The organism is Streptomyces klenkii, from assembly GCF_003626645.1.
Taxonomy (GTDB): domain Bacteria; phylum Actinomycetota; class Actinomycetes; order Streptomycetales; family Streptomycetaceae; genus Streptomyces; species Streptomyces klenkii.
Genome location: NZ_RBAM01000004.1, coordinates 254,400 through 269,768 on the forward strand (window position 1 = coordinate 254,400; position 15,369 = coordinate 269,768).

General features: G+C 70.5%; 12 protein-coding genes. 2 read left to right on the forward strand and 10 right to left on the reverse strand.

The window, feature by feature from the left end; all coding sequences use genetic code 11:
- The first annotated feature begins 51 nt into the window (after positions 1-51).
- Positions 52-669 carry a GNAT family N-acetyltransferase gene (locus D7231_RS11240; protein WP_120754984.1) on the forward strand — a complete coding sequence of 206 codons (618 nt, stop codon included), beginning with the start codon at positions 52-54 and terminating at the stop codon, positions 667-669.
- Positions 670-749: 80 nt separating this feature from the next.
- Here D7231_RS11240 and trxA read toward each other — a convergent pair whose 3' ends face one another.
- From trxA to D7231_RS11275, 7 genes are all read right to left on the reverse strand, one after another.
- A complete protein-coding gene (trxA, locus tag D7231_RS11245) occupies positions 750-1,076 on the reverse strand; it encodes a thioredoxin (RefSeq protein ID WP_120754986.1) in 327 nt (108 codons plus the stop codon).
- A gap of 49 nt (positions 1,077-1,125) precedes the next feature.
- Positions 1,126-2,094 (reverse strand): thioredoxin-disulfide reductase, encoded by a 969-nt coding sequence (gene trxB, locus D7231_RS11250; RefSeq protein WP_120754988.1) that lies wholly within the window; start codon positions 2,092-2,094, stop codon positions 1,126-1,128.
- Between the two features lie 113 nt (positions 2,095-2,207).
- The gene (locus D7231_RS38315; protein WP_338419851.1) at positions 2,208-2,690 is read right to left on the reverse strand and encodes a hypothetical protein; all 483 of its coding nucleotides are present in this window, start codon (positions 2,688-2,690) and stop codon (positions 2,208-2,210) included.
- A 560-nt stretch (positions 2,691-3,250) separates the two neighbouring features.
- The gene (gene sigM / locus D7231_RS11260) at positions 3,251-3,928 is read right to left on the reverse strand and encodes an RNA polymerase sigma factor SigM (RefSeq protein WP_120755575.1); all 678 of its coding nucleotides are present in this window, start codon (positions 3,926-3,928) and stop codon (positions 3,251-3,253) included.
- A 46-nt stretch (positions 3,929-3,974) separates the two neighbouring features.
- The gene (locus D7231_RS11265) at positions 3,975-5,699 is read right to left on the reverse strand and encodes a protein kinase family protein (protein WP_120754992.1); all 1,725 of its coding nucleotides are present in this window, start codon (positions 5,697-5,699) and stop codon (positions 3,975-3,977) included.
- A gap of 109 nt (positions 5,700-5,808) precedes the next feature.
- Complete coding sequence (gene murJ / locus D7231_RS11270; RefSeq protein WP_120754994.1) at positions 5,809-8,013, reverse strand: murein biosynthesis integral membrane protein MurJ; 2,205 nt, start codon at positions 8,011-8,013, stop codon at positions 5,809-5,811.
- 45 nt (positions 8,014-8,058) lie between these two features.
- The gene (locus D7231_RS11275) at positions 8,059-10,368 is read right to left on the reverse strand and encodes a DUF6049 family protein (protein WP_120754996.1); all 2,310 of its coding nucleotides are present in this window, start codon (positions 10,366-10,368) and stop codon (positions 8,059-8,061) included.
- A gap of 207 nt (positions 10,369-10,575) precedes the next feature.
- Here D7231_RS11275 and D7231_RS11280 point away from each other — a divergent pair, with 207 nt between their 5' ends.
- The gene (locus tag D7231_RS11280) at positions 10,576-12,051 is read left to right on the forward strand and encodes a CCA tRNA nucleotidyltransferase (RefSeq protein ID WP_120754998.1); all 1,476 of its coding nucleotides are present in this window, start codon (positions 10,576-10,578) and stop codon (positions 12,049-12,051) included.
- A 91-nt stretch (positions 12,052-12,142) separates the two neighbouring features.
- Here the strand turns inward: D7231_RS11280 and D7231_RS11285 are convergent, their stop codons facing one another.
- The 3 genes from D7231_RS11285 to D7231_RS11295 all read right to left on the reverse strand — a co-directional run bounded on the left by D7231_RS11285 (position 12,143) and on the right by D7231_RS11295 (position 15,218).
- On the reverse strand, positions 12,143-13,417 hold the full coding sequence (locus D7231_RS11285; protein ID WP_120755000.1) for an MFS transporter: 1,275 nt from the start codon (positions 13,415-13,417) through the stop codon (positions 12,143-12,145).
- A gap of 81 nt (positions 13,418-13,498) precedes the next feature.
- A complete protein-coding gene (locus D7231_RS11290) occupies positions 13,499-14,581 on the reverse strand; it encodes an inositol-3-phosphate synthase (protein ID WP_120755002.1) in 1,083 nt (360 codons plus the stop codon).
- 49 nt (positions 14,582-14,630) lie between these two features.
- Positions 14,631-15,218, reverse strand: coding sequence for a PadR family transcriptional regulator (locus tag D7231_RS11295; protein WP_120755004.1), 588 nt, complete (start codon positions 15,216-15,218; stop codon positions 14,631-14,633).
- Between the last annotated feature and the right edge of the window lie 151 nt (positions 15,219-15,369).

The window sequence follows — 15,369 nt, forward strand, 5'->3', positions numbered from 1 at the left end:
GCTGAGCGCCGCCCGGGGTATGGCACGCGACGGAAGTGAGGAATTGGCTCCATGGGGCGTCGGCTCGTACCGCTCACGCTGGACAATCTCCCGGACCTCCCCCAGCGCTGTCGCTCCTGCGTCTTCTGGGAACTCGACCCTGTCAGCGGCGAAGCCGCGCTGAAGGCGGGCCGGCCCGAGCTGGAGAAGGAGGCCTGGATCTCCGGCGTCCTGCTGGAGTGGGGATCCTGCGGCCGTGTGGTGTACGTCGACGAGGTGCCGGTGGGCTTTGTGCTCTACGCACCGCCCGCCTATGTTCCCCGGTCGGCCACCTTTTCCACGAGCCCCGTCGCCGCGGACGCGGTTCAGCTGATCACGGCGTGGCTGTCACCCGGCTTCCAGGGGCAGGGCCTCGGCCGGGTCATGGTGCAGACCGCTGCCAAGGACGTCCTGCGGCGGGGGTTCAAGGCCATCGAGGCCTTCGCCGACGCGCGCTGGAAGGAGCCGGCCTGTGTGCTGCCGGCCGACCACCTCCTGGCCGTCGGCTTCAAGACCGTGCGACCGCATCCGCGGTATCCGCGGCTGAGGCTGGAGCTCAGGACGGCGCTCTCCTGGAAGGAGGACGTCGAGCTTGCGCTGGACCGTCTGCTGGGGGCGGTCCAGAAGGAGCCCGCGTTGCGGCCGCTGTAGCGACTGCCTTCTGCACAAACGCCGGACGGCCGGGTGCGGTTTCACGTGAAACCGCACCCGGCCGTCCGGGCGAGTGATGCTTACGCGTGGATGAAGGTGCTCAGCTCGCGCTCCAGAGCGGCCTTCGGCTTGGCACCGACGATCGTCTGGACGACCTCGCCACCCTTGTAGACGTTCAGGGTCGGAATCGACATCACGCCGTACTTCGCGGCGGTGCCGGGGTTCTGGTCGATGTTGAGCTTGACGATCTCGATCTTGTCGCCGTACTCGGCCGCGATCGCCTCCAGGGAGGGGGCGATCTGACGGCACGGGCCGCACCAGTCGGCCCAGAAGTCCACCAGAACGGGCTTGTCGCTCTTGAGGACGTCCTCGTCGAAGGTCTTGTCGGTCACAGCCTTGAGAGCCACGGAGGTCTCCTTAAATTCTTTGCGTGGGGAGGGTTGGCGGGGGGTGGGGTCAGGCGGTCTTCTCGGGCTCGCGGACGTGCTCGCTGTCCGAGAGGTGGGCGAGGAAGCGCTCGGCGTCCAGCGCCGCGGAGCAGCCCGTACCGGCGGCGGTGATCGCCTGGCGGTAGGTGTGGTCCACGACGTCACCGGCGGCGAAGACACCGGTCAGGTTGGTGCGGGTCGAGGGGGCGTCCACCTTGAGGTAGCCCTCGTCGTCCAGCTCCAGCTGGCCCTTGAAGAGCTCCGTGCGCGGGTCGTGGCCGATCGCGATGAACAGACCGGTCACCGGCAGCTCGGAGGTCTCGCCGGTCTTGACGTTGCGCAGGGTCAGGCCCGACAGCTTGCCCTCCCCGTGGATCTCCGCGATCTCGCTGTCCCACACGAAGGAGATCTTCGGGTCGGCGAAGGCGCGCTCCTGCATGGCCTTGCTGGCGCGCAGGGTGTCACGGCGGTGGACGACGGTGACGGACTTGGCGAAGCGCGAGAGGAAGGTGGCCTCCTCCATCGCGGTGTCGCCACCACCGATGACGGCGATGTCCTGGTCCTTGAAGAAGAAGCCGTCGCAGGTGGCGCACCACGAGACACCGCGGCCCGACAGCTCGTCCTCGCGGGGCAGACCGAGCTTGCGGTGCTGCGAGCCGGTCGTGACGATCACGGCCTTGGCGCGGTGGACGGTGCCGGCGGAGTCCGTGACGGTCTTGATCTCCTCGCTGAGGTCGACCGCGACGACGTCGTCCGGGATCAGCTCGGCGCCGAAGCGCTCGGCCTGCGCGCGCATGTTGTCCATGAGGTCCGGCCCCATGATCCCGTCACGGAAGCCGGGGAAGTTCTCGACATCGGTGGTGTTCATCAGGGCACCACCGGCGGTCACGGCGCCCTCGAAGACCAGCGGCTTCAGCGAGGCGCGGGCGGTGTAGAGCGCGGCCGTGTAGCCCGCGGGCCCGGAGCCGATGATGATCACGTTGCGGACGTCGCTCACGGGAGTCTTCCTTGTCTGCCGACTGCTGTCTCGGGTCCTTGAGGGGGTTCACCCCACCCAACGGATCCTACGGGTCGGGCATTCCCGTGGGCGCCTGCTGCGGCCGGTACGGCTCAGGACCGTGGCAGCGTCTCGTTCAGCAGCACCTTGCCCGGAGCGGTGCCGCCGGCGTCGACGCAGGTGGCGGAGACCACAAAGGCGTCGACGAGCGTGCCGTCCCCGGGGTGCGGCAGGACGATGAGATAGGCGTCCTCACCCTGATAGGTCTCCGGCTCGGAGATCAGCTCCTGCTCCGAGCGCCCGATGCCCTGCCGCACGCAGAGCGGAGCCGTGCCGCCCGGGGCGTTGAGCGTCTTGCTGGGCGGGCTCTCCGGGCTCTCGGCGGTCTTCCCATGGGACTCGGTGGCGCTGAACGGCGACGGCCTCAAAAGCTCCTGCACCCGTGCCGTGAGATCGCCGGAGGCGAGGGCATGCGCTGCCGCATGGCTCTCACCGCTCTTGGCGGGCGTCCGGGTGGGGGCATCCGTCCCACCGGACTGCCAGAAGATTCCGCCCACGCTGATCGCGGCGGCGACGCAGGCACTCCCGAGCAGCACTGCGGGCCAGCGCCGCCGGGCGCGCCTGCCCCCGGGCTTGCCGGGCGGCGGCCCCTGGCGGCCGGGGCCGGTGGCGGGACGAGGCCGGGCGGTTTCGCGCGCTGGAGTCTTCCGGGGGGCGGCCCCTGTTTCACGTGAAACGGCGCCGTGGGCGGAGGGCTCTGTTTCACGTGAAACGGCACCGTGGGGCAGGGGCTCTGTTTCCCGCGTCCCTGTTTCCCGCGCCCCCGTCTCGCGCGTTCCTGTTTCACGCGTTCCCGTTTCACGTGAAACAAGGAAAGGCACACGCACACCCGACGGCGGCGTGGTCGAGTCCAGCAATGCCTCGGCGGCGAGAGCGGCGTCGATCCGGCCGGCGATGTCCGCCGGCATCCGCGGCGGACCGGGGAGCGTGCCGAGCGCGCCGCGGATCTCGTCCAGGGAGCTGCGGACGTCCTCGCAGAGCTCGCAGCCCGCCAGGTGCTCCCGGACGTCCGCGGTACGCGACGGCGAGAGCACCCCCTCGGTGAGCGCGGAGATCTCCCCGACCTCCGGGTGCCCATCCGTGCCGGTCATCGAAGTCACGCTCGCCCACCTCCACCCTTCACTGGATCTGCGTCGCTCTGTCCTGCCGGTGGTGGGACGGACGCCCCTTGCGTCCGGTTCCTTCCCCCGTCGGACGGTGGGCTACCCCCGCCACCGGGGCGCAGATGGGTGAGGATCGGCAGCAGCCGGGCCCTTCCCCGTGCGCAACGGCTCTTCACCGTGCCCACGGGAACGTCGAGCACCTCTGCGGCTTCGGCCACGGGATACCCCTGCATGTCGACCAGGACGAGGGCCGCGCGCTGATCGGGAGGCAGCGTGGACAGCGCCTGGAGCAGTTCCCGGTGCAGATCCCCGCGCTCCGCGGGTGCGGCAGCAGACTCGTGGGGCTCGATGAGCTGTTCAAGCCGTTCGGTTTCGGCGAGAGGAGCCGTACGCCGGGACGCGGCCTTGCGGGCGCGGTCCAGGCAGGCGTTGACGGTGATGCGGTGCAGCCATGTGGTGACGGCGGACTGCCCGCGAAAGGTGTGCGCGGCGCGGTAGGCGGAGACCAGGGCGTCCTGCACGGCGTCCGCGGCCTCTTCCCGGTCGCCGAGCGTCCGCAGGGCGACGGCCCAGAGGCGGTCACGGTGCCGGCGCACGATCTCGCCGAAGGCGTCGGGGTCGCCGGCGACGTGCCGGGCGAGGAGATCGGCGTCGCTCAGGCCGTCACGCATGACGTCGTCCACCGTCGAGCCCTCCCCCTGAGGTCCGTCCTGCGCGTCAGCCGGTGAACTTCACGTTGTTGATGCCCTGCTTGTAGCCGGCTCCGGCGAAGGTCTGTCCGTCAGCGCCAGAGTAAGGCGCCGCGGTGATCCAGAGGAGGACGTACTGGGTCTCGCGGGGCTTCTTGAGGGAGAGGCTTATCGAATCGGTCGACGTCTTCTTGGTCGCCAGCTTCTTCATCGACTTGAGCGACTCGGTGCCGTCGAGGGACTTCGCCGCGTAGAGCGACACCTCGGTGTATTCGCCGCCGTAGAGCAGCTTGATGTCCGCGGAGCTGAGCTGCTGCTTGCCGCCGAGGTCGTAGATGATCCCGACGCCGCCCTTGTACTGCTTCAGGGAGGGGCCTTCGTTGTAGGTGCGCGAGCGCCAGACTTCCTTGGGATCGTCGTTCTTGGTGTAGGTGTTCTTCACCCGGTCCGCGCCCTGCGGAGATCCGTCCGGGGCGTACTCCTGGGCGTCGACGATCTTTATCGGGTCGCCGGTCGGCTTCTGGTCGCCGTCGCCCGTCGACTCGGAGATCTGCGGGCGGTCCTCCTGCCCGTCCTTGAGGAGGGTGTCCGCGAGCTGCCAGCTGGCCAGGCCCAGGGCGGCGATCAGCAGGGCGGCGACGCTCCACTTGAGCGCCCGGCCCGTGCGGCCTTGCAGCGGAGGCGGCGGGGGCACCGGCATGGGGCCCGTGGCGCTGCCGCCGTGCGGCGGCAGCTGGCCGTAGGCGTGCGGGCGCGGGTAGCCGCCCGGCGGCGGGGTGAAGGACGGCTCCGGGGGCCGGATGCGCGGCATGGCGGCGACGGCCTTGGACAGCTCCTCCGGCGTCGTGCACGGCTTCTCCTGCCGTGACGCGGTGGAGCCGTCGTTGACGAGCGCGCGCATGGCGAGCTCGGACAGGCCGCGGTGGACGCCGGCGCGGACCTGGTCGGGGGCGATCAGGCCGACCCCCTTGGGCAGGCCCGGCAGGCCGTGGGCGCTGTCCTCGTACGGCCAGCGCTGGGTGAGCGCGGCGTAGAGGAGCGCGCCGATGGCCTCGGTGTCGGTCTGCTGGGGGTGGTCGGACGTGATGCCCCGGAGGGCGGCCATGACCGCGAGGCCGCGGATGCGGTACTGCCCGGTGCCCGTGCGCAGCACGGAACCGGGGTGGAGGCGCAGGTGCGCGAGGCCCTCGCGGTGGGCGGCGGCCATGGCCTGGGACACCTGGCTCACGAGCTGGTAGGCGTCGTGCGGCTCCATGGGGCCGGAGGCGAGGACGTTGGTGAGCTCGGTGGCGTCGGGCAGCCACTCGTGGACGACGTAGACCAGGTCGTTCTCCTCGACGGCGTCGAGGACCTGGACGAAGCGCGGGTCGCCGAGGAGGGCGGCGGAGCGGGCGGCGGCGAGGACGGGGCGGGCGCGCGGGTGGTCGGCGGGCAGCAGGTGGACGCCCACGGCGCGGCGGAGCTTCTCGTCCACGGCACGCCAGCTGCTGAATCCCTCCAGACGGGTGACGCACTCCTCCAGGCGGTACCTTCTGGCGAGCTTGTGGCCGCTGTGCAGCTCGGGGGCCCGGTCCTCGCGCGCGGGCTTCCCGGCGTCCGTCTTCTTGCCGTCCGCGCGCCCGGTGTCCTTCTGGGTGCCGGCCTTGATCGCGGCCTCCGCCCCGTCGGCCGTGGCCTTGCCCGCCTTGGCGGTCAGCGGCTCACCGCCGCTGTTGCCTGCCACGTCGACGGCAGCTGTGCTCCGTTCTGCCACCGTCGTTCCTGCCTCCCCATCCGTTGCACGCTGTCCACAGCCATGACAATTGTGCCCACAGTCCGGCGCTATGCACGACACACGGCGGCGGGCGAAGGTTGTGCTCCCGTCAGCGTCCGAGACGCCCGCGGACCATACCGACCATGGCCGTCAGCTCCTCGATCCGCATCCGCTTCGCGGCGACGTAGAAGACGGCGATCAGGATGAGACCACCACCGGTCAGAGAGGCGAGCGAACCGAGCACGCCCTTGCCGAGAACCTCGCTGATTCCGTAGGACACGGCTCCGCCGATCAGCGCTGCGGGCACGCACGCGCCGGCCAGGCGGGCATACGTCCGGATGACGCGCGAGCCGTCCAGGTCGCCGCCGAGCCGCGTACGCAGCCTGCGCCACGCCACACCGACGCCGACGGCGTAGCCGAGGCCGTAGGAGAAGGCCATGCCGGCGACGGCCCAGCGGGCGGGGAGAAGGACGTAGCTCAAGAAGGCGGAGGCCGCGAAAGCCGCCGAGACGATCAGCGTGTTGTAGAAGGGCGTACGGGTGTCCTCGTAGGCGTAGAAGCCACGGAGGATGACGTACTGCGCGGAGTACGGGATCAGACCGAGACCGAAGGCCATGAGGATGAAGCCGATGTTGGTGGCGCCCTCGGTGCCCGAGCCGCCCGAGAACATCAGCGTGGCCATGGGGACGCCCAGCGCCAGGAAGGCGAAGGCGCACGGCACGATGGCGACGGCCGAGGTGCGCAGACCGTGGGAGAGGTCGTCGCGGACGGCGGAGGCGTCGCCGTCGTGGGCGGCGCGGGAGATCCGGGGGAGCACCGCGGTCATCACCGAGACGGTGATGATGGCCTGCGGCATCTGCCAGAGCTGTAGGGCGAAGTTGTAAGCGGTGATGCCTGTACCGGTGTGTCCGCCCTTCTCCGCCAGCGCGCCCGCCTTGGTGGCGAGCTGCGTGACCACGACCATGCTGAGCTGGTTCGCGAGGACGAAGAAGAAGGTCCACTTGGCGAGACCCGCGGCCTTGCCCAGGCCCTGGCCGCGCCAGTCGAAGCGGGGCCGGAGGCGGAATCCCGCTTCGCGCAGGTAGGGGAGCATGGCCAGCGCCTGGACGACGAGGCCCAGCAGTGTGCCGATGCCGATCAGCCGTACGCCCTCGGCCGGGATGCTGGCCGCGTTGACGTTGCTGTCCGTGAAGGGACCGAAGGCCCAGATGAAGGAGCCGAAGGTGGCGATGATGATGATGTTGTTGAGGACCGGGGTCCACATCATCGCGCCGAACTTTCCGCGCGCGTTGAGGATCTGGCCGAGCACCACGTGCACACCCATGAAGAACATCGTGGGCAGGCAGTAGCGGGCGAACGCGACGGCCACGTCCATCCGGTGCGGGTCGGCGGCGATGGTGGGTGACATCGCCTGGATGAAGAGCGGCGCCCCCAGGACACAGACGGTGGTGACACCCGCCAGCAGCACGATCACGAGGGTGAGCAGGCGGTTGGCGTAGGCCTCGCCGCCGTCCTCGTCGTTCTTCATCGCCCGCACGAGCTGGGGGATGAAGACGGCGTTCAGCGCGCCGCCGCCCACCAGGATGTAGATCATCGTCGGCAGGACGTTGGCGACCTGGTAGTCGTCGTTGAGCGTGCCGACGCCGATCGCCGCCGCCATGACGAGGTTGCGGCCGAAGCCCAGGAGGCGGGAGACCATCGTGCCCGCCGCCATCAGGGCGCTCGACTTCAGCAGGCTCGCCGCCTTGCCGCCCTTGGCTTGCGGAGCGGGCTCCGGCTCCTCGGCGGGCTCGGGGGCAGGGATCTTCGGCGGGGGCACGGGGGAGCCGTACTGCCCCGGCGCCGGGATCTGCTGCCCCGGCGTCCGCGGCGGCTCGTAGGGCTGCTGCTGGTCGCGGTAGAGGTGGGCGAACGCGTCCCGCTGGGGGCCGTCCTCCCCCGGCGGGTCGGCGAAGCCGTCCACGGCCGCGAACTGCTTCGTGGCGTCGTCGTCACCCGGGGCCGGGGGCCACGGGTGGGAGCCGGTGCCGGGGCCCTGCTGCGATCCGGGGCCCTGCTGCAACGGGTAGGTGTTGCGGTACGTGCCGGGCGGCGCCGGGGGCGTGGCGCGGTCGTACAGCGCGTCGCTCACCGGGTCCTGGGCGGCCGGGTCGTGCCCGGGGTACGGCTCGGAGGCGTAGGCGTCCCGCAGGTACGGGTCCCGGGCGTACGGGCCCTGGCGGGGCGTGCCGGGGGCAGGCGGTGGCGGCGGGTACTGGCCCCGCTGGTCACCACCCGCGCCCTGCCCGCGGTCACCGTCGTACGGCGCGTTCATCGCTACCCCACCTCATCGTCCGCGGCCGGCCGGCCCCACTACGCGTCAACGTTCCACTTTCTCACCCGAGCCGGACGGCTCCGTGTCATGCGATCCGGTGTCCGGGGCCGGGTCACCCGGCCGCCGCCCCGGCCGGTCGTCGTCCGGGCCACCGTTGCCGGGCCCGTCGCCGTCCGCGCCGGGCCCGCCACCGTCGGCCGCACGGGCGGCGGACCGCTTCCGCTTGATGTAGATGCGGAGCCCCGCGAGGACCAGGAGGAGCACCCCTCCGGCGATGACGAGGAGAACCATAGGGGTGATGGACGTGACATGCACAGTAAAGGTGACCGGGTCGCCGTAGGGCTGGCCCTCGTCCGTGTACAGCCGGGCCGTCACCCGCACCGGGCCGTTGGCATTGGCCCGCGTCTCGAACTTCACCGACTGGTTCTGGCCACCGTTGATCTTCACCGGCTGGGACCGGTCGATCTGGAGGCGGTTCGTCTGGCTGGACTCCAGCACCAGGTGGAGCCCCTCGATCCCCTGCAACAGACCGTTGTGGACCGTCATGGGGATCGTCGCGCTGCGCCCGGACAGGGTCACGTCCGACTTCTTGATCAGCTCCACCCGGCGGGTGAGCCCGTACAGGTACGACTGCACGGCGTCGCGGAACTCGGCGGCCCCCTTGGGGTTGCCGCGCCAGGACGTCGACATCTCCCGCATGATCGCGCTGCCGAAGGGGGTCACCACGCGGTCCTGCGAGGTCAGGATGACCTTGAAGCCGTCCAGGGTCGCCTGGGTCTTCTGGATCTCCTGGAAGGCCTTGGTGGAGAGCTCCTGCTCGCGCAGCCCCTCGGGGTACGAGCCGGAGCCGGGCACCTGCTGGTTCGCGTCCGGGTCCGGCTTGGCGGCGGCAGCGTCGCCCAGGTTCCGCGGCTGCGTCCAGCGGCCGTCCGAGAGGCCCGCGATCGCCGCGGCCATCGCCTGGGCCTGGCTCGCCGTCGGCATGCGCTGCGGCGCCACGACGATGCTGCGCTCGTTGTCCGGCGCCTGCCGGTTCACCAGCAGGCTCTGGGCGGCGAACCGCTGCACGGCGAGCGAGTACTCGCCGGCGCGGACCAGGTCGCCCTCGAAGCCGGTGGACATCCGGGCGTCCGCCACGACGGCCGTGTTGCCGCTGCCGATCTGGCGGGCCGCGGTGGGCGTGTAGGACGTGTGGTCGCGGAAGCTGTCGCTGCGGGCGATCACGTTGTGGGCACCGGCCGAGGTGGCGACGTCGATGACCGACGAGTCGACGGCGCCGTCGACGGGCCACGCGAAGTCCGTGCGCGGCTTCACGCCGAGGATCGTGTCGACGGTCGTCGAGGCGAGCTCCGTGGCCGACTGGAGGTGGCTCAGGGAGCCCGAGACGTCCTTGCCGTGGTGGGCCAGCGACGCGATGTCGGGGTCGCCGAACGGCAGCGCCACCACCTGGTCGCCCGCGACGGCGTTCTGGAGCTGGCTGAGCCACTGCTTGGCGACCGCCTGGCCCCGGCCCGCGGTGGTCTTCCCGTCCGGCGCGTCCACCCGGTACGCCTTCGTCATGGCCTCGACCGTGGCCAGCAGATCGGGGTCGATCACCCAGGTGATGTGCAGGCCCTTGCCCAGGGCGACCAGTTGCTGGAGCCGCCCGCCCGGCGCCAGCTCCGCGGCCAGGTGGTCATTGGGGAAGATCGGCGTCTGCTGCTGGTCGGACTCGGTGCGGGCCGTCAGGTGGGTCGCGGAGATCAGCGGCCACAGGAAGGTGAGCTGCGTCTTCTTGCCCTCGATCGAGGAGGGCTGCCAGGGCAGCAGGGTCCGGCCGATGCCCAGCACCCGCTCGGACCCCTGGTCCGCGGTGTGCCCGGACAGGGAGACGCCCAGCTGGTACACCCCGTCCTTGCCGAGGTCCAGGTCCTTCGCCGGCAGCGAGATGCTGAACTCGCGGCTGCCCCCCGGAGGGAGCTTGTCGATCTTCTGGGTGTGCTTGCCGATCTCGGAGCCGTCGCTGCCGGGCGAGAAGGCGGCACGGCTGCCGGTCTCGTCGGCGTCGACCCGGCTGTTGAGCTGGCCGCCCACCCGCAGGCCGACGTGCGCGTCGGAGACGGTCGAGCCGCCGTTGTTGGTGACGGTGCCCGAGACGGTGAGCGTGTCGTCCTGCTTCGGCGCGACGGGGGTCAGCGTGTTGATCGAGACGCCGACCGCGCGGGAGCCGGGGGACTCGGCGCGGGCCGGCTGCGCGCCCGGCAGCTGCACCAGGCCGAGCAGCAGCGCCGCGCCCATCAGCAGCGTCGTGAGGAGCCGGGACCACCGGCAGGCAGAAGCGGAGGGGGTCTCCTGGGTCTCTGCCGCCTCGGCCACGCGCTCGCCCGTCCCTCGTCGTCGTCAGTGGTCGTCGGTTGTGCGTCCACGAATGGTAACGAGGCCCGCTGTGACGAAGTGCTGCGGACCGCTCCGCAAGATCGCGCAGCCGGCCCGATGTCCCGGCTGCGCCCGCTTTGTGCGGCCTGCGCCATGCGTCCGTAACCGGGAGGCCCCGGGGCGCGCAGCCACGTACCCTCTTCTGTTGTGCCGAATGCCAACAATGACAGCCTGACCCAGTCGCCGACCAACGAGCTCAGCCAGGTGCAGCGCCGTGCCGTGAGCGAGCTCCTGAGGGTCTCCCCCGTGGCCGACGACCTCGCCCGCCGATTCCGGGAGGCCGGGTTCACGCTTGCCCTGGTCGGCGGATCGGTACGGGACGCGCTGCTCGGCCGGCTCGGCAACGACCTGGACTTCACGACGGACGCTCGCCCGGAAGACGTCCTGAAGATCGTCCGTCCCTGGGCGGACGCCGTCTGGGAGGTCGGCATCGCCTTCGGCACCGTGGGCTGCCGCAAAGCCGACTTCGACATCGAGGTCACGACATATCGGTCGGAAGCCTACGACCGGACCTCCCGCAAGCCGGAGGTCTCCTACGGCGACTCCATCGAGCAAGACCTCGTCCGCCGCGACTTCACGGTCAACGCCATGGCCGTCGCGCTGCCGGAGAAGGAGTTCATCGACCCGCACAACGGCCTGGAGGACCTCGCCGCGCGCGTCCTGCGCACTCCCGGCACCCCGGAGGAGTCCTTCTCCGACGACCCGCTGCGCATGATGCGGGCCGCCCGCTTCGCCGCACAGCTCGACTTCGAGGTCGCCCCCGAGGTCGTCACCGCGATGACCGAGATGTGCGGCCGGCTGGAGATCGTCTCCGCCGAGCGGATCCGGGACGAGCTCAACAAGCTCATCCTCTCCGACCACCCGCGCAAGGGCCTGAAGCTGCTCGTCGACACCGGGCTCGCCGCCCTGGTCCTGCCCGAGCTCCCCGCCCTGCGCCTGGAGCGCGACGAGCACCACCGCCACAAGGACGTCTACGAGCACACGCTCACCGTCCTGGAGCAGGCCGTCGCCCTGGAGGCCCCGCGCGACCAGCCCGGCGGTGGCCCCGACCTGGTGCTGCGCCTCGCGGCCCTGCTGCACGACATCGGCAAGCCGCGGACGCGCCGCTTCGAGAAGGACGGCCGCGTCTCCTTCCACCACCACGAGGTGGTGGGCGCCAAGATGACCAAGGCGCGCATGACCAAGCTCAAGTACTCCAACGAGCTGGTGAAGGACGTCTCCAAGCTGGTGGAGCTGCACCTGCGCTTCCACGGCTACGGCACCGGCGAGTGGACCGACTCCGCCGTGCGCCGGTACGTACGGGACGCGGGCCCCATGCTGGAGCGGCTCCACAAGCTGACCCGTTCCGACTGCACGACGCGCAACAAGCGCAAGGCCAATGCGCTCTCGCGGGCGTACGACGGCCTGGAGGAGCGCATCGCCCGCCTCCAGGAGCAGGAGGAGCTGGACGCGATCCGGCCGGATCTCGACGGCAACCAGATCATGGAGATCCTGGGCGTGGGCCCCGGCCCGCAGGTCGGCAAGGCGTACAAGCAGATGCTGGAGCTGCGGCTGGAGAACGGCCCGATGTCCCACGACGAGGCCGTCGCCGCGCTCAAGGAGTGGTGGGCGGCCCAGAGCTGACCCGGCCCGGCCGGCGCCCTCGTTGTTTCACGTGAAACAACGAGGGCGCCGCTGTTTGACGAGGGCGTCGCTGTTTCACGTGAAACAGCGCTTATGCGTGCTCGCGCCGCCGGAAGGCCGCCAGGGCGACGGCGACCACCGCATAGAGCACGGCGACGGCGGACACCAGCAGGCCCGAGCGGCCGTCGGGCGGCAGCATCAGGGCCGCCACCCCCGCCGCCCCCACGAAGGCGACGTTGAAGAGGACGTCGTAGATGGAGAACACCCGGCCCCGGAAGGGGTCGGCCACCGCGGCCTGGACGACCGTGTCCGTGGCGATCTTCGCGCCCTGGGTGACGAGGCCGAGGACGAAGGCGGCGATCAGCATGGGCACGCGCTCGAAGGGCAGCCCGAGCGCGGGCTCCAGCACCGCCGCGGCGGACGCGCAGGCGAGCATCCAGCCGAGGGGGCCCAGCCGGGACACCGCCCAGGGAGTGATGAGGGCCGCCACGAAGAATCCCGCTCCCGAGACCGCGACGGCGAGCCCCAGCAGGGCCAGACCGGCGGACTCGTCGCCGGCCCACGCGTAGCGGCAGAGCATCAGCACGGTGACGGTGAGGGCGCCGTAGCAGAAGCGCATCAGCGTCATGGCACCGAGCGCGTAGGCGGCCGTGCGGCGCTCGGCGAGGTGACGCAGGCCCGCGGCCAGACCGCGGGCGGTGCCGGCCAGGGCCGTGCCCAGCCGGCGAGCGACCGGCGTGTCCGGGCCGAGCAGGCCGATGGGCATCAGCAGCGAGGACATGGCGGCGCACAGGTAGAGGGCCGCGCCGAGCAGGACGACCAGGGCATCGGCCCCCGTGCCCCCGGGGACGGCCATGCGCACGGCGAAGGCGAGGCCGCCACCCGCCGTGGCCGCCAGCGTCCCGGCGGTGGGGGAGAGCGCGTTGGCCATGACCAGGCGTTCGCGCGAGTCCACCACGCGCGGCAGGGAGGCGGAGAGCCCGGCGAGCACGAAGCGGTTGACCGCGGTGACCGACAGGGCGGAGACGTAGAAGAGCCAGTCGGGGACGCGCGCGACGATGAACACGGCGGTGACGGTGGCCAGGGCCGTGCGCAGCAGGTTGCCGTGGAGCAGCACCTGGCGGCGGCGCCGGCGGTCCAGGAGCACTCCGGCGAAGGGGCCCAGCAGCGAGTACGGCAGGAGGAGCACGGCCATGGCCGAGGCGATGGCCGTGGGGGAAGCCTGCTTCTCCGGGGAGAAGACCACGTAGGTGGCGAGCGCGACCTGATAGATCCCGTCGGCCGTCTGGGAGAGGAGCCGGACGGCCAGCAGACGGCGGAAATCGCGTAGGCGGAGCAGGACGCGAAGATCACGCACAACGGGCATGGTCACAGCCTCACACAACGCACAGGTCCCCGGGCGGACAACCCGGGGACCTGTGCGAGGGAACGGCAGGGAGCGGAACGCTTAGCGCTCGACCTCGCCCTTGATGAACTTCTCGACGTTCTCCCGCGCCTCGTCGTCGAAGTACTGCACCGGCGGCGACTTCATGAAGTAGGAGGAGGCGGAGAGGATCGGGCCGCCGATACCGCGGTCCTTGGCGATCTTCGCGGCGCGCACGGCGTCGATGATGACACCGGCGGAGTTCGGGGAGTCCCAGACCTCGAGCTTGTACTCCAGGTTCAGCGGGACGTCGCCGAACGCGCGGCCCTCGAGGCGGACGTACGCCCACTTGCGGTCGTCGAGCCACGCCACGTAGTCCGACGGGCCGATGTGGACGTTGTCCTCGCCCAGCTCGCGGTCGCGGATCTGGGAGGTGACGGCCTGCGTCTTGGAGATCTTCTTGGACTCCAGGCGCTCGCGCTCGAGCATGTTCTTGAAGTCCATGTTGCCGCCGACGTTCAGCTGCATCGTGCGGTCCAGGATGACGCCCCGGTCCTCGAACAGCTTGGCCATCACGCGGTGCGTGATGGTGGCGCCGACCTGCGACTTGATGTCGTCACCGACGATCGGCACACCGGCCTCGGTGAACTTGTCGGCCCACTCCTTGGTGCCGGCGATGAAGACCGGGAGGGCGTTGACGAACGCGACCTTGGCGTCGATGGCGCACTGCGCGTAGAACTTGGCGGCGTCCTCGGAGCCCACGGGGAGGTAGCAGACGAGCACGTCGACCTGCTTGTCCTTGAGGACCTGGACGATGTCGACGGGGGCCTCGGAGGACTCCTCGATGGTCTGGCGGTAGTACTTGCCCAGGCCGTCGTGGGTGTGGCCGCGCTGCACGGTGACGCCGGTCGACGGCACGTCGCAGATCTTGATGGTGTTGTTCTCGCTGGCGCCGATGGCGTCGGCGAGGTCGAGGCCGACCTTCTTCGCGTCGACGTCGAACGCGGCCACGAACTCCACATCACGCACGTGGTAGTCGCCGAACTGCACGTGCATCAGACCCGGCACGCGACCGTTCGGGTCGGCGTCCTTGTAGTACTCGACGCCCTGCACCAGCGAGGCGGCGCAGTTGCCCACGCCGACGATGGCTACGCGAACCGAACCCATTCCGGTTGCTCCCTGTTAGTACTCGACGAAGCCCTGCGGAGTGCAGGGCTCACTGGTCCGGACCGGGGCGCTTGTCACGCCCGGCCCGCTCGCTCTCGATCAGCTCGTTCAGCCAGCGGACCTCGCGCTCCACGGACTCCATGCCGTGCCGCTGAAGCTCGAGGGTGTAGTCGTCCAGCCGTTCCCGGGTGCGGGCCAGGGAGGCTCGCATCTTCTCCAGGCGCTCCTCCAGACGGCTGCGGCGGCCTTCCAGCACGCGCATCCGTACGTCCCGGGAGGTCTGTCCGAAGAACGCGAAGCGGGCGGCGAAGTGCTCGTCCTCCCACGTGTCCGGACCGGTGTGGGCGAGGAGCTCCTCGAAGTGCTCCTTGCCCTCTGCCGTCAGGCGGTAGACGATCTTCGCTCGTCGTCCGGCCAGGGACGCCGCTCGGGCGTCCTCCGGAGCGCTCCCGGGCTCCTCGACCAGCCAGCCGTTCGCCACGAGGGCCTTCAGGCAGGGGTAGAGGGTGCCGTAGCTGAACGCACGGAACACCCCGAGCGAGGTGTTCAAGCGTTTCCGCAGCTCGTAGCCGTGCATCGGGGACTCGCGGAGCAGGCCGAGGACGGCGAACTCGAGGATGCCGGAGCGTCTGCTCATGTTTCGCCTCCTTGTCGCACACAGCCTAGTCCTTGTGATCCCTAGTCCCTTTTTGGTCCCTTATGCCGGTCCGAGCCGACGTTTATGCCGAGCTGATGTATCGACTCGATACATCCAGACGATAGAACGACCCCTTCCATGCGACAAGAGG

What these genes read in the sequence shown, in the direction of transcription:
- D7231_RS11240 (WP_120754984.1), top strand. Translation starts at nt 52, where the DNA reads ATGGGGCGTCGGCTCGTACCGCTCACGCTGGACAATCTCCCGGACCTC.
- sigM (WP_120755575.1), bottom strand. Translation starts at nt 3,928, where the DNA reads ATGCGTGACGGCCTGAGCGACGCCGATCTCCTCGCCCGGCACGTCGCC.
- murJ (WP_120754994.1), bottom strand. Translation starts at nt 8,013, where the DNA reads ATGAACGCGCCGTACGACGGTGACCGCGGGCAGGGCGCGGGTGGTGAC.
- D7231_RS11285 (WP_120755000.1), bottom strand. Translation starts at nt 13,417, where the DNA reads ATGCCCGTTGTGCGTGATCTTCGCGTCCTGCTCCGCCTACGCGATTTC.
- D7231_RS11290 (WP_120755002.1), bottom strand. Translation starts at nt 14,581, where the DNA reads ATGGGTTCGGTTCGCGTAGCCATCGTCGGCGTGGGCAACTGCGCCGCC.
- D7231_RS11295 (WP_120755004.1), bottom strand. Translation starts at nt 15,218, where the DNA reads ATGAGCAGACGCTCCGGCATCCTCGAGTTCGCCGTCCTCGGCCTGCTC.